A 23,784-nucleotide genomic window follows, 5' to 3' on the forward strand; every position below is an offset into this window, starting at 1 on the left:
GTTAAAATAGAATCGTTGAATAAAAATGCGTTTTTTAAACTTGCTGGATTTAGTGGTGAGAGATTTATTTTGCGTAATCTAGGTCTGCGCTTATTCAAGATTCAGCTACTTTCATTTTAAATAGCGGAATAATTATCAATCTGTCTGGTTTAATTTCTAAATAAGGTTGGACTTACAAAGGGTAAAGTAAGTCCAACCGTTTTAATCATTGTAATCCCTCAAAAGGTTGGAAAGAATCAAAAAGGAGGTTGGAGCCGGGTGACAAAAATAAAGAAGCTTTTTCAGGTGACTTCAATTCGTCAGCGATTACTAGTCATCTTCTTTTTGATTGTGATTCCTTTAATTTTAGTGGGGATGTATTTTACTTGGAGTATTCGCCAAGATATTATTGAATCCAAGCAACGAGATACCCAAGTAGAAATGCAGCGGATGCGGCAAGACTTGGAAGATACTTTAAATACGGTTGTACATATTTCTAATCAAATCTATCAAGCTTCTCAGCTTAGTCAGGTAGTTTTGACACAATATGAAACCCCCAGTCAGTTAATTGAAGCCTATGCTAATTTTCAAGTTTTTGATCAAAGCTTGCGTTATTATGATGATATTTCCAATATTCGCTTTTTGGTGAAAAATCCTACCATGTTAACCAATTCCAATTTTTTAAATGTGACCACAGAAATTAGTCAAAAACAGTGGTACCAAAACGCTTTAGCGAATTATGGTCGCATTAGCTGGCAAGTGATTGCAGATCCGGTGACAGGCGCGAAAAACTTGGCCTTGATTCGATCGGTGCAGGATACAGAAGGAAGGACTCTAGGCGTCTTGTGTTTATTAGTCAATGACCCCTTAATTGAATCCATCGTATCTGGTTCGGCAATTGAAAGTTACTTGGTTTTTAAAGAAGATAATACCATCTTGGCTAAGAAAGAGACGATTTCTAATAGCCTAATCTATCAATTACAACAGGTAAAATTGATAGAAGATTCTTCAGATAAAACGAAAGCCAACTATCAAAGCGATAGCGGCTTGCAGCTGACTAATACGACATTAACTATCGATCAATCCTTTATCAATCATTTTTCGCTAAACGTCTTAATTGATCAACAACAACTTTTAGCAGAAGTCAACGTAACCATGTTTCGTAGTTATGCCTTAATTGTAGGCGTTTTTATCGCAGTCTTAGCCATGATCATTGTGTTTACTAATCACTTTAATGCTCGTTTTTTGACTTTAAAGCGCTCCATGCAAGCGGTGGCTAAAGGAGATTTCAATATTTCTCCTACGATTAGTGGCAATGATGAAATCACAGAAATCTATGCTACGCTGTATCAAACCATGGAAAGTTTGCAGCGATTAATCGTGGAACGTTATGAGCATTCCCTGCAAGAAAAAAATTGGCAAATTATGCAAAAGCAATCAGAATTTAAACTGTTAGCCAGCCAAATTAATCCTCACTTTTTATATAACACTTTGGAAATGATTCGTATGAAAGCGGTAATTAATAAAGATCCTGAAGTAGCAGAAAGTGTCAAATTACTTAGCAAATTGTTACGACGTTCCTTAGAAACGAATCTGTCGCAAACTATTACCTTGGAAGCAGAATTGGATTTGGTGCGGATGTATATGAATATCCAACAAATTCGCTTTGCCGATCGTCTGCAATATCAATTAGTTAGTACGGTGGAGGAAGAAAATTTGCGGGTAATTCCGTTAATTATTCAGCCGATTGTGGAAAATGCCTTTGCCCATGGCGTAGAAAAACGTATCGCTGAAGCTTTGATTTCAATTCAAATTTTCTCCACACCAAAAGGGCTCTTAATCCGAGTGGTGGATAATGGCCTAGGAATGGATGAAGCCACCTTAGCCCGCGTGCGACAAGAACTCCATACCCCTCCTGTGGAAGGTCGGCATATTGGTCTTTACAATGTAGACCAACGGATTAAGAGCTTCTACGGCGCAGAATATGGACTCACTATTGATAGTGTGATTGGCGAAGGGACAATCGTGGATATCTTGATTAAAGAGGAAGGACTAGACTAAAATGCAACGAGTATTATTAATCGATGATGAACCAACCATTCGTGAAGGCTTGCCTTTGTTGATAGATTGGGAGAGTTTAGGCTATCAAATCATTGCTACTGGTAAAGATGGGGTAGATGGTTTAGAAAAAATTCGCCAGCTGAAACCGGACTTGGTCATCACTGATATTCGCATGCCGGGGATGGACGGTTTAGAAATGTTAAAAAGCGCCAAAGAAGAAGGGCTGACTTTTCATACAATTATCTTATCTGGTTTTTCAGAATTTGCTTATGCTAAAGAAGCCTTAGTTTTAGGAGCCGTTTCTTATTTACTAAAACCTATTGATGAGGAAGAATTAGAAGAGTTACTTAGCCAGTTGGCAGATCAAGTCATTAGTCAGCAAGAAAAGAATTTGTACGAACAATTGGTGGCTAAAATTTTTGGTAATGATGCCACCGGTTTAGCAGATTTTCAGCAAGTAATGGATATTCGCCTGGGGAAACAAGGCGATATTGCCGCTTTAACCCAACTCTTGGAAGCTAGCTTAAAACCGTTAAATATCCAGTTGCAAGTTGTAGGACATCACAGCAATCATCATGTGATTTTGTTAAGTGACCAGCCAGGTTTAGCGCTTGATTTGATAGAAATATTGGAGCCTTTTGCCCAGCAGCAAGGGGAACTTTTATTGGGGTCTGGCTGGCATTGTGCCGCAGCTGAGTTAAATCGTATTTATGAAGAAATTCGCCAATTGGAAAGCTACAGTTTTTTTTATCCGACTCACTTTCTCACCAAAAGTTTGCTAGAAGAAAAACTTGCTGCAAAAAAACCTTCGAAGAAATTGGAAATAGCTAAAAAGCACTTGGTACAACAAGTGATGGAAGAAGAAGACTATCAGTTAGCGTTTGAGGCTTATTGGCAGTTGTTTGTGGCAGTGCCTTGTGAGGAGCAAGAAATCAAGTGGCGTCTCCAACAAAATCTGCGCCAAATGGTGACCACTCTCTTCCAGCAAAACTACTTGCCAGAACCTGCGCTAGATTTCACCGAAAGCATTTCAGCCGCTGAAGATATCTATCAACTTAAAGACGTGGCTTGGAAAAATTATCAAAAAATTCGGGCGACGCTCTTATTAGAAAATAGTCAAGGGGACATTGTGAAACGTATCGAGATTTATACTCAACAACATTTAGCGGATGAGCTTTCCTTAAAACGTTTATCAGAGCTCTTTAATTACAATAGCACGTATTTAGGGAAACGATTTAGGCAAGAAACAGGGATGGGCTATTCAGCCTATCTTGAAAAACAACGGATGACCAAAGCCAAACGCCTCTTACAACAAACCCAGCTGATGGTTTATGAGGTGGCTGAAAAAGTAGGATATGGCAACAATATCGATTATTTCTATAAAAAATTTCGGCGTTTTTATCAAGCGTCCCCCAATGATTTTAGAGGAGGTGAGGGAGTATGAACCCACTGATCTTAAATAAATATCTGTCATTTGTAGGCAATCTTTTTCTATTAAATTGTCTGTATTTGTTGGTAAATTTGCCTATGGTACTGATGATTTTATTTTTCCCTGCCAGTTTGGCGACCTTAATTTTCTTTTTATTGCCCGCTTTACTAATCACTCCAGCCACAGTCGCGCTTTTTGCCACCTGTGGTCGTTGGCAACGGGAAAAACAAATCAATGTGCTAAAGGACTTTTTTCACGATTATCGACAAAACTTTAAACTGGCTTTCACCTATGGGATGCTAGCTTGGGGGCTATTCTTTATTTTGATAATTGATGCTTTGTGGTTACTTAACAGCAAGAATTTCTTATTGCTGATTTTTATTGTCATTTTATTGGCATTGGCGATTATGATGTATCTTTTACAATGTGGGATTATTGGACGTTTTACGGTTAATTTCAAATCTTTATTGCGGGTAGGAATTTATGGCGTGATTCGCTATTTTCCTAAATTATTTTTTAGTGCTTCTTGTTTAATTATTTTATTAGCCATCTTAGCTGTGGCACCAGCTTTTGGCGTGGCGATTGGCTTTTCGGCGGTGGGCTATTTTATTATGACGTATTTACGGCCGGTGTTAGAGAAGCTTGAGGAGGAATTTATTCAATGAAAAAAGTCGGACTAATGGCAGCTTGCCTCTTATTTTTAGCTGGTTGCCAAAGCACTGAACAAACTACAAACACTAGCACCAAAGAAAGTTCTCCTTCAGCCGATAGCCAGCAAGTTTTACAGCTGTCAGCTTTAGAAGAATTCGCTTTGACCAGTGATGTGGGGCAACCTAAGATTACTCAAGAAGATCAAACTTGGTCTGTTAATGAAGAAGAATCACCATTGATGAAATTATTTGTGGAAGAAATAGATAGTGTGAAAGGCAGCTTAATTGATAAAATCACTGGCGAAACTCAATTTCAACTCGTCTTACCAGAAGGGACTGCATCATTTGCCAAAGATGGCGATACTTGGCAAATGGCTTACCAAGATCAAGAATACCAATTAAGCAATGTGGGACCTTTGTTGCAAGATTTTGAAGGTGAACTTTTTAGTGGAGAAGCGATTGGCGACCCTGCTGGTTATCAAGAAATTAAAATCAAAGAAGGCAATCGCAACTATCGCTACACTACGAAGACTACTCTTTCAGAGGTGGAACAAAAACCATTAGTTAGCGGTTGGTTTGTCCAGGATCATTATCAAAAGGCAATGTCTCTTAACTACGACTACGCCAATTATCTGCTCTCTGCGATTAAAGATCTTCGAGGAACCAAAGTCAGTGATAGTGATGCTTCGGAAAAACTAGCAGTCTTGCGCACCTTGACTTTTGCCGATGATTTTACTTGGCAAATTAGTAAATATGAGGACACCTATTACCTGACAGATGAAAAAGATCAGTTGTGGCAAATTCCGACGGCTGCAGGAAAACTATTCACTAAGCCGGTTTTTGACAGCGTTGATCGTTTCTTAATGTTGATTATGGCGGATGCATTAGACGAAGTCGATATTACTGTGGGAAAAACGCAACACCAAGTAAAAGCGACTCATGAATCAAATAGCAATACGTTTACTTTAGATGACCAAGACTTTTTAGAAGCGGATTTTCGCTCCCTTTATCAGTACATTGCTGTCTTATCTCCTGAGGCAGAATATCAGGATCAAGAAATTAAATCTGCGGCTAGTGCTACGATTACTTATCTTTTCACCAGTAATGAGAAACAAGAAAAAAGAGAGTTGGCGTTTTATCCATTAGCTGATGATGAAAGTCAATTAGCCGTGTCAATTGATGGGAAAATGGATTTCATCACCTCCCAAGATCAACTAGATGAAATGCTCTCCCAACTTGATAACGCCCTGAAATAGGCAGCTTTAAAGCGGCTACCTGTTGCTTTGCTTCTGTCCATGTTGATTTACTTTAAAAAAGATCAGTGGTTTTGTAGGTGTTTATTCTGCGAGATCACTGTTTTTTTGGCTGCATCTTTGCTTTTGAATTTGTAAAATACCAGCTTTTTGTGAGCCAATTAAGATAATATAGATAGCGCTTACTAAGAAGGTGGTTTTTTTGCCGTAGTAAAGTGTACTTTTTGCAGTTATCGTTTTTTGAAATCGCTTTTATAATAAATGTGAGTCAATGAGTGAACTAAAGGAGCGATTGAAAATGGAAAATGTAGGATTAGAAAGGGTGCCAAAAAAAGCAAAAAAGAAAAGAAATGTTTGGAAGGCAATTAAGGAACAGAAACTATTAATTTTAATGGTGGTGCCTTTAGTCATTTGGCTAATTGTTTTTTGTTACGTCCCTTTAGGAGGCTGGATTATGGCTTTCCAAGACTATAAGCCTGCCTCAGGAATTTTAGGTTCTGCATTTGTTGGTTTGAAACACTTTAAGGCATTATTCCAAGATGATTTATTTTATAGCTCTTTGATTAATACTCTTGGTATGGGTTCTTTAGGGATTATCTTTGGAACCGGGAGTTCAATTTTATTTGCTTTATTACTAAATGAATTACGATTTACGCGTTTTAAGAAATTTACTCAAACGGTTTCTTATTTGCCCCACTTTGTCTCTTGGGTAATCGTAGCCAACATTGTGACTACCATGTTATCGACAAACGGTGTTGTCAATCAATTATTAATGACAATCCATCTAATTAGTGAACCCATCCAATTTATGAGTGATCCTAGTAAGTTTTGGTTTATTGTTACTTTCGCAGATGTTTGGAAAGAAATGGGCTGGAATGCAATTATTTATTTGGCAGCGATGGTTTCCATTGATCGGGAAATGTACGAAGCCGCTGATATCGATGGTGCAACCCGCTTGCAAAAAATGTGGAGCATTACGTTACCTTCGATTCGACCAATTATTATGGTGTTGTTAATTATGAGTATTGGTAACCTAATCAACATTGGTTTTGAAAAACAAATGCTCTTAGGAAATAATATTGTGGCAGATAAAGCATTAGTCTTAGATAAATATGCTTTAGATTATGGGATTGGAATGTTTAGGTATTCGTATGGTACGGCTATCGGAATCTTTAAATCTGTAGTCAGTGTCATCTTAATTTTCACTTTCAATAAGATTGCTTCAAAAACTGGCGAAGGCCAACTAATGTAGGGGGAGAAAAATCATGAAAAAACGTCATTATACTGTAACTGATTTTGTGATTGCTGCCTTTATGATAGTAGTGGTAGTAGTGACTTTGTATCCATTTCTGAATGTCTTAGCGGTTTCCTTAAATGATGCGGTGGATACTGCTAAAGGTGGCTTGCACATTTGGCCACGAAAATTTACTTTGCAAAACTATCAAGAAATCTTTTCGGGAAATTCCCAATTAATTCGGGCGTTTATCAATTCCGTGTTGCGAACAGTAATTGGAACAGCAGCAGGCGTCTTTTGTACTTGTGTCATGGCCTATGTTTTAAGTCGAAAAGATTTTGTTTTCCGAAAACCAGTTTCCATCTTGTTAATTTTGACGATGTATATTTCTGGAGGGATGATTCCCGGGTATATCTTGATTCGTAGTTTAGGTTTGGTAAATAACTTTGCCGTCTATATTTTGCCGATGTTATTGTCTGCTTTTAACGTGATTATTATTCGCAGTTTTATCGACAATTTACCTGATGCGCTAGAAGAATCTGCTAAAATCGATGGCGCCAATGATTTTGTCATCTTCTTCAAGATTATTATGCCTTTATGTATTCCAGCAATTGCCACGGTAGCATTGTTTATCGCAGTGGGTCAATGGAACTCATGGTTTGACACTTACTTGTATGCAAGAAGCAATGCGAATATGACCACCTTGCAATATGAATTGATGAAAATTTTGGATAATGCTTCTCAAAATTCATCCGCTGGTAATTCAGTCGCATTGGATCAATTGCAAAATCAAACAAAGACTACGCCAGAATCCATCAAAATGGCGATTACGATTATTGCAACAGTACCAATTTTAGTCGTGTATCCTTTCTTACAAAAATATTTTGTTTCGGGATTAACGTTAGGGGCAGTGAAGAGTTAGTATTAACAAATGGTTTCAAAACTGGTGGTTAGACCACTAGTATTTCTATCAATAGTACAACAGGAGGATGAAAAGAATGAAGAAAAAGTCTGTAATGATGGCCGGGTTGCTGATGGCGACAATGGTGCTAGGTACAGCCTGCGGGTCAGGAAATGAAAGCTCCGATAGTAGTGGTGAAAAATCAGATGAAGTGACTACTTTAAGTTTTTTTAGTGCGGATCTAACAGAAGATGATCCTTTTGACAATCCAGTAGCTAAAGAAATTACCAAACGGACTGGTGTGAAACTGGAAATCAGTCACCCGGTTGGCGGTGACGAACAAGCTGTTCCATTAATGATTGCCAGTGGGGATTATCCTGACATGATCTTTGCCAAAGGGGATATCGGCAAAATGATCGATGCGGAAGCTTTGGAGCCTTTGGATGACATGATTGAAGAAAAAGGAGACAATATCAAAAAACTTTATGGGGACCAATTGGTTCGTTTGAAAAATAGTAATGAAGATCCGCAAATTTATCATTTAGGAACTGCTGGTGTAAAAACCAAAGCTTTAGCAACTTCAGGAACATTCTCTTTGCAATTGGATGTCTTAAAAGAATTAGGCTACCCAGAAATCAATACTTTAGATGAATTTGAACAAGCTTTGAAAGATTACATGGAAAAATACCCAGAAATCGATGGGAAGAAAACGGTGGGGATGAGCTTATTAGGTTCTGACTGGCGTTGGTTAATTACTGTTGGGAATCCAGCTGGTTTTGCGGCAGGATATCAAGATGATGGCCAGTGGGTAGTTGATGATAAAACTGGTGAAGCAGTTTATAAATTCCAAGATGAAAAAATTAAAGAATACTTCAAATGGTTGAATAAAATGTATGATGAAGGGTTAATTGATCCTGAATCTTTTACACAAAAATATGACACTTATATTTCTAAACTCTCTGCCGGTAATGTCTTAGCAGTAGCTGACCAAGATTGGGATATTTCTTCCGCTGTAGCTGCATTGAAAGCCGACGGTAAAAACTGGCGGACTTATGCCCCATTGCCTGTTACCTTGTCTAATCAAGAGAAGAGCATGTCAACTAAAGACTATGGTTTCACTGGAACAACCGGGATTTCTATTTCAGCTACTTCTGAACATAAAGAAAAAGCTTTTGAATTTCTTGACTGGATGGCCTCTGAAGAAGCGCAAATCTTATGTAACTGGGGAATTGAAGGGGAAAATTACGAAATCAAAGATGGTAAACGAGTTGCTACTGACTTAGAAGAAGCTTCAACTGATTCTAAATACTCATCTCGTACCGGTGTGGGGGCCTATGTTTGGCCATTCCCTCAATGGGGTAACGGTGCCGAAGATTCTACAGGACAACCAATTGTGCGGACCGCCACTGTTGATTTAACTCGGGAAAATTACACTGATGAAGAAAAAGAAGTTTTGAAAAACTATGATGCTGACTTGTGGACTGATCTCTTCCCAGATCCAGAAGAATTAGGTCAAGCACCTCATGGCCGAGCATATGAAATTTCAATCCCAGCTTCTAGTGATTTGTCTGTTATTCAACAACGGGCAGATGATTATACTACGCAAGCGATTACTGACATTATCATCTCAAGTCCAGATGATTTTGAGTCAAAATGGTCTGCTATGCAAGATAAATTAGAAGACTTAAACATTGAAAGTGCCAATAAAGAAATGACTGAATTAGTTCAAGGTCGTTTAGAATTATGGGGCGAGAAATAACAGGAAGCTTGCAAAATAAACTGGAGGAGAGCCTTTTTGACTCCTCCAGTTTTTCTTCCAAAGATAGGAGATAATACCATGTACTTATGTTTTGATGTGGGGGGAACCTTTGTAAAATATGGGGTCTTTGATGAACAAGGCCAGCTACAATCAGAGTCCAAAAGACCCACCGCTCTTAATAGTAAAGCAGATTTTCTAGCAGATTTAGTCGCTATCTACCATCGGTTAGCCCAACAATATTCTTTAACAGGGATTGGGATTAGTTTCCCCGGTTTTATTGATAGTCAAAAAGGTCAAGCCCTTTTAGCCGGGGCTATCGATATTCTTCATGGGGAAAATATTGTGGCTTTATTGGGAGAGGCTATTGGTCAACCAGACTTGCCAATTGCTTTGGGAAATGATGCCAACTGTGCGGCTATCGCTGAACAGTATGCTGGGTCAGCCCAGAAAATAACCGACTTTTGTTTAATTACATTAGGTACCGGGATTGGCGGAGCTTTAGTCCAAAATGGAGAAATTTACGAAGGTAGTCATTTTCGCGCCGGGGAGTTTGGCATGATGGTATGTGACTTTACTCAAGAAGGCTACAAAACATTACATGAATTAGCTTCCACCAGTGCCTTGGTGACTCGCTATCGTCAGGCAATGGGCTGGTCAGCGGAGAAAAAAATTTCCGGAGAAGAAATTATGGCAGATACCTCCGAAGTCGCAAAGGAAGTAAAAAAAACTTGGAGTGATTATGTAGCCGTAACTATTTTTAATATGGTGGCTCAATTTGACCCTGCCTTAGTATTACTGGGAGGAGGGATTAGTCAAAATCCAGCTCTGCTACCGCTAGTAAAGGATGCGTTAGCCAGAAATCCCTATTGGAAAGATTTTCAAACTGAGATTGATACCTGCCATTTTTATAATCAAAGTGGTCTTATTGGTGCTTATTATTTAATTTCTAAATTGGAAAGGAAACAACTACAATGAAATTTTTAGATGGAGGCTGGTTAGTCCGGGAAGGCTATTCAGTGAAATATGGGGTACATGTTTATGATGCCCAAACAAAAGATGATCAATTGAAATTATTCTTGCCTTATAGCTATATTGCCAATAAAGGAGCAACCCTAGATGGAGGTTTGATGACCATCGAAGTCACGACACCTGCCACAGATGTCATTGGGGTTAAGATGTACAACTTTAAAGGGCTGCAGAAAAAAACACCATCAATTCCTTTACATCCGCAAGCAGTCGTGCCCGAAATTGGTGAAACAGCAGATAATTTCACATTTTCTTCGGGAGATTTGCAATTGACTATTACTAAAGGGGAAAGTCTAACAATGTCCTTTAATTATAAAGGGAAAATGTTGACTTCTAGCACTCCTCGTTCCAAAGCTTATGTGACTGATCCTGAAGGTAAAGCACATTTAAGTGAACAGCTGACAATTGATGTGGGTGAATATATCTATGGCCTGGGGGAACGCTTCTCCAATTTTGTAAAAAACGGCCAATCAGTAGATATCTGGAATGAAGATGGTGGGACGGGTACGGTCCAAGCTTATAAGAATATTCCGTTTTATCTTTCAAATAAAAACTATGGTGTTTTGGTGAATTCTACGGATCGTTCTAGCTTTGAAGTGGGCTCTGAAAAAGTTGCTCGGGTCCAATTTAGTGTACCCGGGGAAGAAATGGAATATTTTATCTTTGCTGGGGATAGTTTAAAAGATGTTTTAGGAAAATATACTGACTTTACTGGAAAACCCGCTTTGCCACCTGCTTGGTCCTTTGGTTTATGGTTATCCACTTCATTTTTAACGAACTATGATGAAGAAACCGTTAATTCCTTTGTGGATGGGATGATTGAACGAGATATTCCTTTAGAGGTCTTCCATTTTGATTGTTTATGGATGAAAGAATATGAATGGTGTAATTTCCAATGGGATGAACGCACCTTCCCAGAGCCAGAAAAAATGTTGCGGCGCTTAAAAGAAAAAGGTCTAAAAATTTGTGTCTGGATTAATCCTTACATTGGCCAAAAATCACCACTTTTTGATGTTTGTATGGAAAAAGGCTATTTCTTAAAGAGAGCCAACGGAGACGTTTGGCAATGGGATAAATGGCAAGCTGGTATGGGGGTAGTTGACTTTACCAATCCAGAAGCAGCCGCTTGGTACCAAGAGCAATTAAAAGGCTTACTGGAGATGGGAGTAGATTGCTTTAAGACCGACTTTGGAGAACGCATCCCGACTGATGTGGTTTACTATGATGGCAGTGATGCTGAAAAAATGCACAATTACTATGCTTATCTTTACAATAAAACTGTTTATGATTTATTAGTGGTAGAACGAGGAGCCGATGAAGCGGTTCTCTTCGCTCGTAGTGCTTTTGTTGGCTCACAACAATTTCCAGTTCACTGGGGGGGAGACTCCACTTCTGATTACCCATCAATGGCTGAATCTTTACGAGCAGGACTTTCCTTTGGCTTAGGCGGTTTTGGTTATTGGAGTCATGATATTTCCGGCTTTGAAGCGGGTGCCTCACCGGACTTATACAAGCGTTGGACCCAATTTGGCTTATTGTCTTCCCATAGCCGTTATCATGGTAGTTGGGAATATAAGGTGCCATGGATTTATGGAGAGGAAGCAGTAGAGGTATCTCGAGCCTTTACGAAATTAAAATTGTCCTTGATGCCGTATCTCCAAAGTCAATCTGTGAAAACAGCGACCAGTGGTGTTCCGATGATGCGGGCGATGATTTTAGATTTTGCTAATGATCCAGCTGTCAATACGTTAGATCGTCAATATATGTTAGGAGATAATTTATTAGTCGCCCCAATCTTTAATGAAGCGGGCATCGGTGAATTTTACTTGCCAACTGTTAAAGGAGCATGGATTGATTACCTTAGTGGGAAGGCGTATACCGGTGGTCGCTGGTATCAAGAAGACTACGATTACTTCCACTTGCCATTATTGGTAAAACCAAACAGTATCTTAGTGACTGGGGCGGATGATCACCATGCGGTTTACGAATATCAAAAGGATGCGACAATTCATATCTTTGAACCGACGACAGGAGAAACGTTATCCGAAGTAATTTACGATAAAAAGGGCAATGAAATAGCTACTGTTAGCGTGAAAGCTGAAGTTGAAAAATTAATTGTTGAAACGACAGGTTTTGTTGGCGGAAAAATTCAATGTCACATAGCGCAAGTAGATGGGAATGTTAGAATCTTTGAAACTGATTTAAGTGATAACGTGGAGATTTCTTTAGCTAATTAAATATTAATGGTTTGTGCCAATTTCCAAAAGTTAGACAATAAATCTATTTTTGGGAATTGGCTTTTTATATCTTGAAAAAAATTTTTTGAACGAAATAAGAAAACTCTATACAGTTCTATAAAAAATCAGCTTGGTGGGAGGATGCCAAATGTCACTGATGATCGGTATGCAATTGTTGGTTTATTTATTGGTTTGTGGTGGAGTGGCGACTTGGGTGACGAAACGACCCAAAGTGCAGTTACTGGTTTGTCTGCTGCTGCTCCTTATGTGGAATGAGTTACTCGCCTTTCTCTGGCAGCTGCTTGCCGATACAAATATGGATCTGCGCTTTTTGATTCTCAGTACTGAATTTTTTTTCATTCCAAGTTTTTCCCTTGTCAGTGAACTCTGGGGTGTAATTGATGGCTTAAAAACAAAACGGTGGGAATTATTGGGATTTTCGGTAGCGTTTATTGGTGGCTATCTTCTCTTGGGTCCCTATGCTAACTTGGAAGGTACTTGGTCATTGCGCTATTTATTAGTAAAAGTTGGTTTACTACTTGGAGTGGGCCTACGCTATTGGTGGCGTGAGCAAGAAAGAGCAAAAATCGCTGCGGATAATTGTTGAAGACAAGACCATCCTCATCGCTCAAGCACAATTACCAGAACTTGTGTTGCGGTTAGATTTGTGGGAAATGCATTAGGACTGAGATAGGAGAGCAATTTGGTCATTGGCTTGCCAAACTAGGTTAGCTATTGACGCAGCCTAGTTTTGTACACAAATCTACAAGCAGATACCTCGAAAGTTAGTGAAACGCCACTTATACTGAAAGTTCAAAGACTTCAGTAAAGGATGAGTATCTCATGGATTATCAAGTATTGCTTTATTATCATTACACGCCGATTGCTGATCCCCAGGCGTTTGCCCAAGAGCATTTGACAGTTTGTCGCTCTTTAAATTTATTGGGCCGTATTTTGGTGGCGACAGAAGGCATCAATGGGACCGTTTCTGGCCGTAAAGAAGACACGGAGGCGTATATGGCCATGATGCAAGCCGATGACCGGTTTCAAGGTATCGTCTTTAAAATAGATGCCGCCACGACCCATGCTTTCAAAAAGCTTTTTGTGCGACCACGAAAAGAGTTGGTGGCTTTAAATTTGGCTGAAGACGTTGATCCGCGAGTGACCACTGGTGAATATTTGACGCCGGCTGCATTTCGCGAACGGTTATTTGACGAGGATACTGTGATTTTAGATGCTCGTAACGACTACGAGTATGATTTGGGTCATTTTCGAGGAGCTGTGCGGCCAGATATTCGTCATTTCCGTGAACTACCGGAGTGGATAGTGAAAAATAAAGAGTTGTTTGCTGACAAAAAAATCGTGACCTATTGTACAGGAGGCATTCGCTGTGAAAAATTTAGCGGGTGGTTGCTGAAGGAAGGGTTTCAAGATGTTGCACAACTTGAAGGAGGCATCGCGACTTATGGGAAAAATCCCGAAACCCGAGGGGAGTTTTGGGAAGGGGCGATGTATGTCTTTGATGAGCGTATCGCTGTGGAAATCAATCAGGTGAATAAATCTATCATCGGTCAAGATTGGTTTGACCAGACACCTTGTGAGCGTTATGTCAATTGTGGGAATCCTGCCTGTAATCGGCAAATGCTGGCCTCCTCCGCCAATCAAGAAAAGTATTTAGGTGGTTGTTCGCCAGCTTGTCGAAAAGCAGCAAATAATCGCTATATCAAAGAACGGCAGTGGTCTGCCAGTGAAGTGGCTGCGCGTCTGGCGAAGATTGGTGAGTAAATTGTTTGGCTGTGAAAAAGGTGCTCCTCGTAGTTGCTGAAAGACTGGTTTTTAGACAGAATGGGGATTTTGTTTATTAACAAATTTCGTCATTGTCATTATAATGGTGGCGAGAGGACTGAATAGATATGAAAAAAAGTGTCATCAGCGTAAGTTTTATAGCGATGCTTACTATGGGAATAGCTGCTTTTCCAATCAGTAGTGAAGCGACCAGCACAAACGAGACAACTCAGATGAGTGACTCCTCAGCAGCACTTGGTACTGAAACAGCTACTAGTGCAAATGAGGAAATCAGTGGGGCGTCAATCGGTAAGGCTGGTGAGTTTTTAGATGAGCTAAAGGATGCTCATGACCAATGTGTTGCCAGACAAGACCAAATCCTTCAAGATTTGAAGGATGCGCGGGAACGTCGAGAAAAACGGCTTGAAGATTTGCACAATGATTTTGAACAATTACAGGATCAATTGGACCAAAACCATAGCGATTTCCAAGACCATGTCACCGAAGCGCAGGATCGCTTAGAGGCCGATCATGCGGCAATTGAAGACGCTTGGGATCAAGGGGTTACTCAGTTGGATCAAGCCCGTGATAAGGTGGCTCAAAAAAGCGATGAAGTCAAAAAATTAGGCGAGGTGCTTCAAGCAGATGGCGACAAGCTAGCCTCAGACTTGTCTTCCCTGAAAGAAGAAGGCCAGCAAGTAAAAGAACAGCTTACAGCAGGTACTACTTCAAACAATGGGGATGATGTGACGATTGATGACCAAGCTGCGGACACCGAGGAAGATTCCAGCGGGACGACCAGTGGCGCCATCGATCGGACTGGCGACTTGGAAGGGGCAGTGAGTCGGATTAAAGGAATTTTAGATTCCGCTGGCTCAGATCTTTCCCCAACAGCCGAAGCTACGCCAGTGAAAGTCGTAAATACGGCTAGTCCGGCTCAAAAACAAGACAGTGGCACCCAGACTTTGGCGCAATACCCAAAAACAGGGGAACAACGGCAGCCGTTACTGACCCTGTTAGGCGTCGGAATTGCCGGAATTGCTGGCGGTTTTTGGCTTTTCCGTCACCGCCAGTAGTCCTTCCCAACCACAGTCTCATTATTTCCCGATAAAAAATAACCGAAGTCGTTTAGCAAATAATTGCCAGCCTGCTAGTGGTATCCACCATGAGGGGCTTGGGCAATCGCTAAAGGCTTCGGTCTTTTACTGTTTTTTAGTCAAACTTTTCCATTAAGGCTTGGGCAATTATGCCATGTCCAGCTGGTGTGGGGTGAACGCCATCCTCGCCAGTTAAGTATTGGCAACCGGTAGTGACCGCCATTTCGTTCATGCGGCCGTCAAGGCAAAGAAGTTCGCACCCAAATTCTGCAGCTAATTGCCGAATGATTCCTAGCTTGGGATCTAAATCCTTTCGCCATTGCTGCCGATCGACAGGGTAAGGCAAGACAAAGGGTTCAACCAGTAAAATCCGGTGAATGCCAGCGGTGGTGACTCGTTCTAAGAATTCGCGGTAACGACTTTCAAAACTCATGGCAGAAGCTGGCGTGCCAAACTCGGGACTTGCGACATTGTGCCAAGTATCGTTGATGCCAATCATAAAGAGCAACACGTCAGGTTTCAAAGCGAGGCAGTCTTTATCTAAACGATCCAGTACGTCTTGGATTTTATTGCCACTGATGCCACGGTTTAAAAAAGTAAAGTTAGCTAATGGTTGCCGTGCCGCCAGCATACCGGCAGTCATCAAGGCATATCCTTTGCCGAGATCTTCTGGATTGTCCCAGTCTCGACCACAATCAGTGACGCTATCACCTAAAAACAGGATACGGTCTTCTTTGTGTAGTTTCATATTTCCTCTCCTTAAAAGCGCCTTCGATAGGGTGATAAAAGAAACCAGCCAGTAATTGGCTGGTTTCAATAACTTGTCAGGAAATGCTTACAAGTAGTATTTTTTCGCTACAGTCAAATCATCGTTCAATTCATAAACTAATGGTTGACCAGTAGGGATTTCTAAGTCCATGATATCATCGTCAGAAATGCCTTCGATGTGTTTTGCCAAAGCCCGCAAAGAGTTGCCGTGTGCTGCAACTAAAACAGTTTTGTTATCTAACAAAGCGGGTGCGATTTGATCTTGCCAGAAAGGTAATGCCCGTTCCAAAGTGACTTTCAAGTTTTCACCACCAGGTACGTCCCGAGGGTCAAGATCAGCGTAACGACGATCTTTAGCTGCAGAACCTTCGTCATCAGCACTCAAAAGTGGAGGCAAAGTATCGTAAGAACGACGCCAGATATGCACTTGTTCATCACCGTATTTTTCAGCTGTTTCTTTTTTGTTCAAACCTTGCAATGCACCGTAATGACGTTCGTTTAAGCGCCAAGATTTTACAGTTGGTACCCACAATTGGTCAGATTCTTCTAAGATGTAGTTACAAGTTTTGATGGCACGTTTCAAAACAGAAGTGAAAGCAACATCAAATTCGATGCCAGCTTCTTTGATTTTGCGGCCGCCTGCTTTGGCTTCTTCCACACCTTCTGGAGCTAGGTCAACGTCAACCCAACCAGTAAATTGGTTCAAAGCATTCCATTCGCTCAAACCATGACGAGAGAAAACTAATTTTGGCATGTAAAACTCTCCTTTGTAGTTTCAGATTTCTGAAATTTTCAATTTCTTGTTTATTGTACAATGTTTTGCTAGATTTTTCCATTGAAAGAGGGAAAAAAGTCCACTAGCAGCAAGGAGGACCTTTGAGGGAGTTTACTGGGAAAGTTTTTGGAAATTTTAGCAGTATCCTGAAATGAAGTGGGAGATAGCCAGTACTGACGGGATGCTGTTCAATAAATAAAGACTCGAAGCCGGGGCTTCGAGTCTTTATTTATTTTGCAATCAGCTTACGGGCGTCATCTTCCGGTAAGTTGATGTATTTGTAGCAGGTGCCTACTGAGACCCCGCATTTGCTAGAGATATACTGAATCGTTTCTTTTTTCTCGAAATACAGTTGGCGAATGCGTTTGACCACTTTCGGATCAATTTTGGGGCGGCCACCAATTTTTCCTTTTTTCCGAGCGTTATTGAGGCCGACCAACGTCCGTTCTTTGATAAGAACACTCTCCATCTCCGCCAAACCTGCCATGAGTTTGAAGTAGACAGCCCCCATCGGCTGACGAGTGTCAATGTCTTCTGCTAGACTGACCAAGTGGATGTTACGAGCTAAAAATAAGCTAGTGAGATCTGTCAGCTGGCGGGTGGAGCGGCCTAAGCGGGATAAGTCAGTCACCACGAGGGTATCATTGGCGTGCATTTGCGCAACAACGGTGTCCAATTCCCCTTGTTGGCTTTCGCAATTGCTAGTGTCAAACGAATCGAAGAAAATCTCGTCACAGCCAAAATCAGCCAATTGTCCATGTTGGCTAGTGTGATCATTGTCAGTGATTGTTGTCCTTACATATCCAATTTTTTTCATTGCCTTTCCTTTCCGTTCATCAGAGGGCAACAGAAATTGTGAAAAAATCACCAATTCAAAAAGTCAACTTCCGAATAGTAACTGTCAAAAGTGAGATTTTTGTAGGGAAGTTTCACAGAATTCTGCGCGTTTCTCATTAGTTTTGTTACTAAAAATTTAGCACAAAACATCTAAAAATGATACGGTTTTTTCATTTTAAAACATTTAGTTGACGAAAATTGAATAATAGTTGTTCTAAATTAAATGTGAAAAAATTCTCAAAACTTTGGATTGTCAAGGATAATCGGACCTTTTTCATAGCCAACAATAACATGTTTGACCATATTTAAAAACAACCCGTGTTCTACTACCCCGACCATCTGGATCAATTCATCAGCCAATTGTTCGGGATTTGGGATAGATTTGAGGTGGAGGTCGATGATTAAGTTATTGCTGTCGGTGCGTAAATATTCGCCATCTGAATTTTTGCGAATCACGGGATTGTACCCTTTTTCTTGAAAGATTTTGAAAACTTGTTGGCTACCAAAACGAATCACTTCGACTGGCAAGGGAAAGGCGCCCAAAGTCTCTACCATTTTCGAAGAGTCAACAATCCAGATGACCTCTTTGGAATAATGGGCGACAATTTTTTCGTAAAGTAGCGCGGCACCGCCTCCTTTGATGCCTTGAAAGTCTTTGCTAATCTCATCGGCACCGTCAATGGTCAAGTCCACATGGGATACTTCATCAATGGTACTTAAAGGAATCCCCAGACTGCGGGCGTGAATTTCAGTCGCATTGGAGGTGGTGACACAAGTGATGTTCAAGCCTTCCTCATGGATGCGTCGAGCCACTTCTTCTACCATATAGTAAGCAGTCGATCCCGTTCCTAAACCGACAATCATTCCGTCTTGGATAAATTTTGCTGATTCAATTCCCACCATCTGTTTCAAATTCATCTTCGTCACCTCATGGATTTTTTCAAGTAAGACTACTAAAGGAGATCTTCTGAGCCTTGTTATCGTGTTATATTGTAATGTCTTTTAGTATAAAATGGTAGTATTTGGTTATTTATAGTTTAGATGACTATAATAGGGATTTTAAAAGAAAGGCTCCTTTACAAAATTTCTTCTATAAATAAATGTAAAAATGGAAAAGGTCAGGGTATAAATCGTCAGACTGCTAAAAGAATCGTATGGATTGAGGACTTTGACAAAGGAAGACGAGAGCTGCGTTTTATTAGACCTTCGTCGTTTTCATGATAACCGCGGGTATTACCAAAAGAAGGGCAACCAACTTCGTTAAGTCAAAAAAGCAATTTTATTGAGTTATGGGTTGACACTTGCTTTTACCCATGATATTCTATCAAAGGTGCTTTGTGTACAGGTCTCTCGCTTGAGACGTGCTGACTGACAGAATAGCACATTCTGATAAGGATGCAGTAATGCATTATTTTTTATCGCAAAAAAAGAACCACCTGGATGTGTGGAACTAGAAAGCGAATCAAGGAAGGAGGAGATTAGGGGATGCCTACAATTAACCAATTAGTACGGAAACCTCGTAAATCCAAGGTTGAAAAATCAAATTCACCTGCATTGAACAAAGGATATAACAGTTTCAAAAAGACTCAAACGAACGTGAACTCACCTCAAAAGCGTGGGGTTGCGACTCGTGTGGGGACAATGACACCTAAAAAACCAAACTCAGCTTTGCGTAAATTTGCCCGTGTTCGTTTGTCTAACTTGATCGAAGTAACAGCTTATATCCCAGGGATTGGCCACAACTTGCAAGAACACAGTGTTGTCTTGTTGCGTGGGGGCCGTGTAAAAGACTTACCAGGGGTACGTTACCATATCGTTCGTGGTGCGTTGGATACTGCCGGTGTGAACGATCGTAAACAATCTCGTTCTAAATACGGTACAAAACGTCCTAAAGGATAAGAACACAATCAAACTAACAAATCGTAAAGGAGGAGTTACGGATGCCTCGTAAAGGTCCTGTTGCAAAACGTGATGTTTTACCAGATCCTATTTATAACTCAAAATTAGTGACTCGCTTAATCAACCGTGTCATGGTTGATGGAAAACGCGGGATCGCATCAAGCATTATCTATGATGCTTTTGAAACTATCAAAGAAGCTACCGGAAACGACCCATTGGAAGTTTTCGAACAAGCTATGAAGAACGTAATGCCTGTCTTGGAAGTTAAAGCTCGTCGTGTCGGCGGTTCCAACTACCAAGTACCGGTTGAAGTTCGTCCTGAACGTCGTACGACTTTAGGTCTGCGTTGGATCGTGAACTACGCTCGTCTGCGTGGCGAACATACAATGGAAGAACGCTTGGCGAAAGAAATCATGGACGCTGCTAACAATACTGGCGCTTCTGTGAAAAAACGCGAAGATACACACAAAATGGCAGAAGCCAACCGTGCGTTTGCCCACTATCGCTGGTAAGATTTGTAACCGTCGTTTTTACGATGGCTTGCAAGTCTGCTAAAAGCGGATCTAAGACCACAGACAGAGAGGAGTACAAAGCAAGATGGCTAGAGAATTTTCCCTTGAAAAAACTCGTAATATCGGTATCATGGCCCACGTCGATGCTGGTAAAACTACCACTACCGAACGTATCCTGTATTATACCGGTAAAATCCATAAAATCGGTGAAACCCACGAAGGCGCTTCACAGATGGACTGGATGGAACAAGAACAAGAACGTGGGATTACCATCACTTCTGCAGCAACAACTGCACAATGGAAAGGTTACCGCGTAAATATCATCGACACCCCAGGACACGTAGACTTCACAATCGAAGTACAACGTTCATTGCGGGTATTAGATGGTGCCGTGACAGTTTTGGACTCACAATCAGGGGTTGAACCTCAAACTGAAACTGTATGGCGTCAGGCGACAGAATACCGTGTACCACGGATCGTATTCTGTAACAAAATGGATAAAATCGGTGCGGACTTCTTGTATTCTGTACAAACGTTGCACGATCGTTTGGGCGCAAACGCTCATCCAATCCAATTGCCAATCGGTGCCGAAGACGACTTCACAGGGATCATTGACTTGGTTACCATGAAAGCCGAAATCTACACTAACGATTTAGGTACTGAAATCAAAGAGGAAGAAATTCCTGAAGATTATCAAGAATTAGCGCAAGAATGGCGTGAAAAATTGGTGGAAGCAGTAGCGGAAACTGATGAAGACTTGATGATGAAATATTTGGAAGGTGAAGAAATCACTCAAGATGAGTTGAAAGCCGGTATCCGGAAAGCAACTATCAGCGTTGACTTCTTCCCAGTATTAGCTGGTTCAGCCTTCAAAAACAAAGGTGTTCAATTGATGTTGGATGCTGTCCTGGATTACCTTCCTTCACCATTAGATATCGATGCTATCAAAGGGATCGACTCTAAAACTGATGAAGAAGTGACTCGTCCAGCTGACGATGAAGCACCATTTGCATCATTGGCTTTTAAAGTTATGACTGACCCATTTGTTGGTCGTCTGACTTTCTTCCGTGTCTATTCTGGTGTCCTTGAAAGTGGTTCTTACGTATTGAACGCTTCAAAAGACAAAAAAGAACGGATCGGTCGTATCCTACAAATGCACGCAAACAGCCGTACTGAAATCGACAAAGTTTACTCTGGCGATATCGCAGCTGCAGTTGGTTTGAAAGACACCACGACTGGTGATACTTTATGTGCAATTGATTCTCCAGTTATCTTGGAATCAATCGAGTTCCCTGAACCGGTTATCCAAGTTGCCGTAGAACCAAAATCTAAAGCCGACCAAGATAAGATGGGGATTGCTTTGCAAAAACTTGCAGAAGAAGATCCATCATTCCGTGTTGAAACTAACGTGGAAACTGGTGAAACAGTTATCTCTGGTATGGGTGAATTGCATTTGGACGTCTTAGTTGACCGGATGCGTCGTGAATTCAAAGTTGAAGCAAACGTTGGTGCGCCTCAAGTATCTTACCGGGAAACTTTCCGTGCTCCTGTTACTCAAGCTGAAGGGAAATTTGTCCGTCAGTCTGGTGGTAAAGGTCAATACGGTCACGTTTGGGTAGAATTCACTCCAAACGAAGAAGGTAAAGGCTTCGAATTCGAAAACGCAATCGTCGGTGGTGTGGTTCCTCGTGAATACATCCCAGCGGTTGAAAAAGGTCTGGAAGAATCAATGAATAACGGTGTCTTAGCTGGTTATCCATTGGTTGATATCAAAGCAAAACTCTATGATGGGTCTTACCACGATGTCGATTCCAGTGAAACTGCCTTCCGGGTAGCGGCTTCCATGGCTTTGAAAGCTGCTGCTAAGAAAGCAAATCCAGTAATTTTGGAACCAATGATGAAAGTTACTATCACTGTTCCTGAAGATTACTTGGGTGATATCATGGGCCACGTTACTGCTCGTCGCGGACGCGTCGAAGGGATGGAAGCTCACGGTAACTCACAAATCGTTAACGCGATTGTACCATTGGCTGAAATGTTTGGTTACGCAACAACCTTGCGTTCATCTACACAAGGCCGCGGGACCTTCATGATGGTATTTGACCACTATGAAGATGTACCAAAATCAATCCAAGAAGAGATCATTAAGAAAAACGGCGGAAAAGCTGATTAATCTTGTGGTTTTTCAGGATGCTCCAAGCGAGTCGGTAAAAGGTCTATGATTTTTTTGCGGATTCGTGTAAAATAAACTCGATGATAAGGGCGAAAAGTCGTTTCGGCGACTTTTCACCTATCAAAAAATATAACTAAACTAAACTTTAGGAGGAACATTCTAAAATGGCTAAAGAAAAATATGACCGTTCGAAACCACACGTAAACATTGGTACTATTGGACACGTTGACCATGGTAAAACTACTTTGACTGCTGCAATTACGACAGTATTGTCTAAAAAAGGTTTGGCTCAAGCTTCTGCTTACGACCAAATCGATGGTGCACCTGAAGAACGTGAACGTGGGATCACTATCTCAACTGCTCACGTTGAATACGAAACTGACACTCGTCACTACGCTCACGTGGACTGCCCAGGACACGCGGACTACGTTAAAAACATGATCACTGGTGCTGCCCAAATGGACGGTGCGATCTTGGTAGTATCTGCTGCTGATGGTCCTATGCCTCAAACTCGTGAACACATCCTTTTGTCTCGTAACGTTGGTGTACCTTACATCGTCGTATTCTTGAACAAAATGGACATGGTTGACGACGAAGAATTGCTTGAATTGGTTGAAATGGAAGTTCGTGACTTGTTGACTGAATACGACTTCCCAGGTGACGACACTCCAGTTATCGCTGGTTCTGCTTTGAAAGCTTTGGAAGGCGACCCTGTCTACGAAGAAAAAATTATGGAATTGATGGCTGCAGTTGACGAATATATCCCAACTCCAGTTCGTGATACTGACAAACCATTCATGATGCCAGTGGAAGATGTCTTCTCTATCACAGGTCGTGGTACAGTTGCTACAGGTCGTGTTGAACGTGGACAAGTCCGCGTCGGCGATGAAGTAGAAATCGTTGGTATTGCTGACGAAACTGCTAAAACAACTGTAACTGGTGTTGAAATGTTCCGTAAATTATTGGATTACGCTGAAGCAGGCGATAACATCGGTGCATTGTTGCGTGGTGTAGCTCGTGAAGACATCCAACGTGGACAAGTATTGGCTAAACCAGGTTCAATCACTCCACATACTAAATTTACTGCAGAAGTTTACGTTTTGACTAAAGAAGAAGGTGGACGTCACACTCCTTTCTTCACTAACTACCGTCCTCAATTCTACTTCCGTACAACAGACGTTACTGGTGTTGTAGAATTGCCAGAAGGTACTGAAATGGTAATGCCTGGCGATAACATCGCTATGACAGTTGAATTGATCCACCCAATCGCGATTGAAGACGGTACTCGTTTCTCAATCCGTGAAGGCGGCCGGACTGTTGGTTCAGGCGTTGTAACTGCTATCCAAGCTTAATTGGACCTAGTCTCAACTATGAATCAATAGCACCACTTATAGACAGCAGTCGTGTCA

Annotated in this window: 20 protein-coding genes; 16 read left to right on the top strand and 4 right to left on the bottom strand. The window is 41.1% G+C overall.

Annotation, left to right across the window (positions count from 1 at the left end; genetic code table 11):
- Nucleotides 1-258 precede the first annotated feature (258 nt).
- From ACO03U_RS05975 to ACO03U_RS06030, 12 genes are all read left to right on the top strand, one after another.
- Entirely contained in the window at nt 259-2,040 is a 1,782-nt protein-coding gene (locus tag ACO03U_RS05975; RefSeq protein ID WP_161870226.1) for a sensor histidine kinase, read from the top strand.
- 1 nt (nt 2,041) lies between these two features.
- Nucleotides 2,042-3,484, top strand: coding sequence for a response regulator transcription factor (locus ACO03U_RS05980; RefSeq protein ID WP_204686124.1), 1,443 nt, complete (start codon nt 2,042-2,044; stop codon nt 3,482-3,484).
- Nucleotides 3,481-4,134, top strand: a complete 654-nt coding sequence (locus tag ACO03U_RS05985) for a DUF624 domain-containing protein (protein WP_204686122.1) — start codon at nt 3,481-3,483, stop codon at nt 4,132-4,134. The genes ACO03U_RS05980 and ACO03U_RS05985 overlap by 4 nt, the downstream gene beginning before the upstream one ends.
- Nucleotides 4,131-5,375, top strand: coding sequence for a hypothetical protein (locus ACO03U_RS05990; protein WP_161870229.1), 1,245 nt, complete (start codon nt 4,131-4,133; stop codon nt 5,373-5,375). The genes ACO03U_RS05985 and ACO03U_RS05990 overlap by 4 nt, the downstream gene beginning before the upstream one ends.
- Nucleotides 5,376-5,670: 295 nt before the next feature.
- Nucleotides 5,671-6,624 carry an ABC transporter permease gene (locus ACO03U_RS05995; RefSeq protein WP_204686120.1) on the top strand — a complete coding sequence of 318 codons (954 nt, stop codon included), beginning with the start codon at nt 5,671-5,673 and terminating at the stop codon, nt 6,622-6,624.
- Between the two features lie 13 nt (nt 6,625-6,637).
- Nucleotides 6,638-7,528 (top strand): carbohydrate ABC transporter permease, encoded by an 891-nt coding sequence (locus ACO03U_RS06000; protein ID WP_161870231.1) that lies wholly within the window; start codon nt 6,638-6,640, stop codon nt 7,526-7,528.
- A gap of 76 nt (nt 7,529-7,604) precedes the next feature.
- Entirely contained in the window at nt 7,605-9,266 is a 1,662-nt protein-coding gene (locus ACO03U_RS06005) for an ABC transporter substrate-binding protein (protein WP_204686113.1), read from the top strand.
- Between the two features lie 78 nt (nt 9,267-9,344).
- Nucleotides 9,345-10,241: an ROK family protein gene (locus ACO03U_RS06010; RefSeq protein WP_204686111.1), complete on the top strand. Its 897-nt coding sequence runs from the start codon at nt 9,345-9,347 to the stop codon at nt 10,239-10,241.
- Nucleotides 10,238-12,529, top strand: coding sequence for an alpha-xylosidase (gene yicI / locus ACO03U_RS06015; protein ID WP_161870234.1), 2,292 nt, complete (start codon nt 10,238-10,240; stop codon nt 12,527-12,529). The genes ACO03U_RS06010 and yicI overlap by 4 nt, the downstream gene beginning before the upstream one ends.
- 148 nt (nt 12,530-12,677) lie before the next feature.
- The gene (locus ACO03U_RS06020) at nt 12,678-13,136 is read left to right on the top strand and encodes a hypothetical protein (protein ID WP_204686109.1); all 459 of its coding nucleotides are present in this window, start codon (nt 12,678-12,680) and stop codon (nt 13,134-13,136) included.
- Between the two features lie 236 nt (nt 13,137-13,372).
- Nucleotides 13,373-14,314, top strand: coding sequence for an oxygen-dependent tRNA uridine(34) hydroxylase TrhO (trhO, locus tag ACO03U_RS06025; protein ID WP_204686107.1), 942 nt, complete (start codon nt 13,373-13,375; stop codon nt 14,312-14,314).
- 128 nt (nt 14,315-14,442) lie between these two features.
- Complete coding sequence (locus ACO03U_RS06030) at nt 14,443-15,390, top strand: LPXTG cell wall anchor domain-containing protein (RefSeq protein WP_204686105.1); 948 nt, start codon at nt 14,443-14,445, stop codon at nt 15,388-15,390.
- A 136-nt stretch (nt 15,391-15,526) separates the two neighbouring features.
- Here ACO03U_RS06030 and ACO03U_RS06035 read toward each other — a convergent pair whose 3' ends face one another.
- The 4 genes from ACO03U_RS06035 to rpiA all read right to left on the bottom strand — a co-directional run bounded on the left by ACO03U_RS06035 (nt 15,527) and on the right by rpiA (nt 18,709).
- A complete protein-coding gene (locus ACO03U_RS06035) occupies nt 15,527-16,159 on the bottom strand; it encodes an SGNH/GDSL hydrolase family protein (protein WP_204686103.1) in 633 nt (210 codons plus the stop codon).
- Between the two features lie 87 nt (nt 16,160-16,246).
- A complete protein-coding gene (locus ACO03U_RS06040; RefSeq protein WP_204686101.1) occupies nt 16,247-16,933 on the bottom strand; it encodes a 2,3-diphosphoglycerate-dependent phosphoglycerate mutase in 687 nt (228 codons plus the stop codon).
- Nucleotides 16,934-17,183: 250 nt separating this feature from the next.
- A complete protein-coding gene (locus tag ACO03U_RS06045) occupies nt 17,184-17,771 on the bottom strand; it encodes a recombinase family protein (protein ID WP_204686099.1) in 588 nt (195 codons plus the stop codon).
- A 257-nt stretch (nt 17,772-18,028) separates the two neighbouring features.
- Complete coding sequence (gene rpiA, locus ACO03U_RS06050) at nt 18,029-18,709, bottom strand: ribose-5-phosphate isomerase RpiA (protein ID WP_204686097.1); 681 nt, start codon at nt 18,707-18,709, stop codon at nt 18,029-18,031.
- A gap of 567 nt (nt 18,710-19,276) precedes the next feature.
- On the opposite strand from rpiA, the gene rpsL reads away from it, so the two are divergent.
- The 4 genes from rpsL (at nt 19,277) to tuf (ending at nt 23,727) form a co-directional block, all read left to right on the top strand.
- Nucleotides 19,277-19,690, top strand: coding sequence for a 30S ribosomal protein S12 (rpsL, locus tag ACO03U_RS06055; RefSeq protein ID WP_161870242.1), 414 nt, complete (start codon nt 19,277-19,279; stop codon nt 19,688-19,690).
- 41 nt (nt 19,691-19,731) lie between these two features.
- Nucleotides 19,732-20,202: a 30S ribosomal protein S7 gene (gene rpsG, locus ACO03U_RS06060; protein WP_161870243.1), complete on the top strand. Its 471-nt coding sequence runs from the start codon at nt 19,732-19,734 to the stop codon at nt 20,200-20,202.
- 85 nt (nt 20,203-20,287) lie between these two features.
- Nucleotides 20,288-22,375, top strand: coding sequence for an elongation factor G (gene fusA, locus ACO03U_RS06065; RefSeq protein WP_161870244.1), 2,088 nt, complete (start codon nt 20,288-20,290; stop codon nt 22,373-22,375).
- Nucleotides 22,376-22,539: 164 nt separating this feature from the next.
- Complete coding sequence (gene tuf, locus ACO03U_RS06070) at nt 22,540-23,727, top strand: elongation factor Tu (protein ID WP_161870245.1); 1,188 nt, start codon at nt 22,540-22,542, stop codon at nt 23,725-23,727.
- Nucleotides 23,728-23,784: the final 57 nt, after the last annotated feature.

Source organism: Enterococcus diestrammenae (assembly GCF_049384045.1).
Lineage (GTDB): Bacteria > Bacillota > Bacilli > Lactobacillales > Enterococcaceae > Enterococcus_C > Enterococcus_C diestrammenae.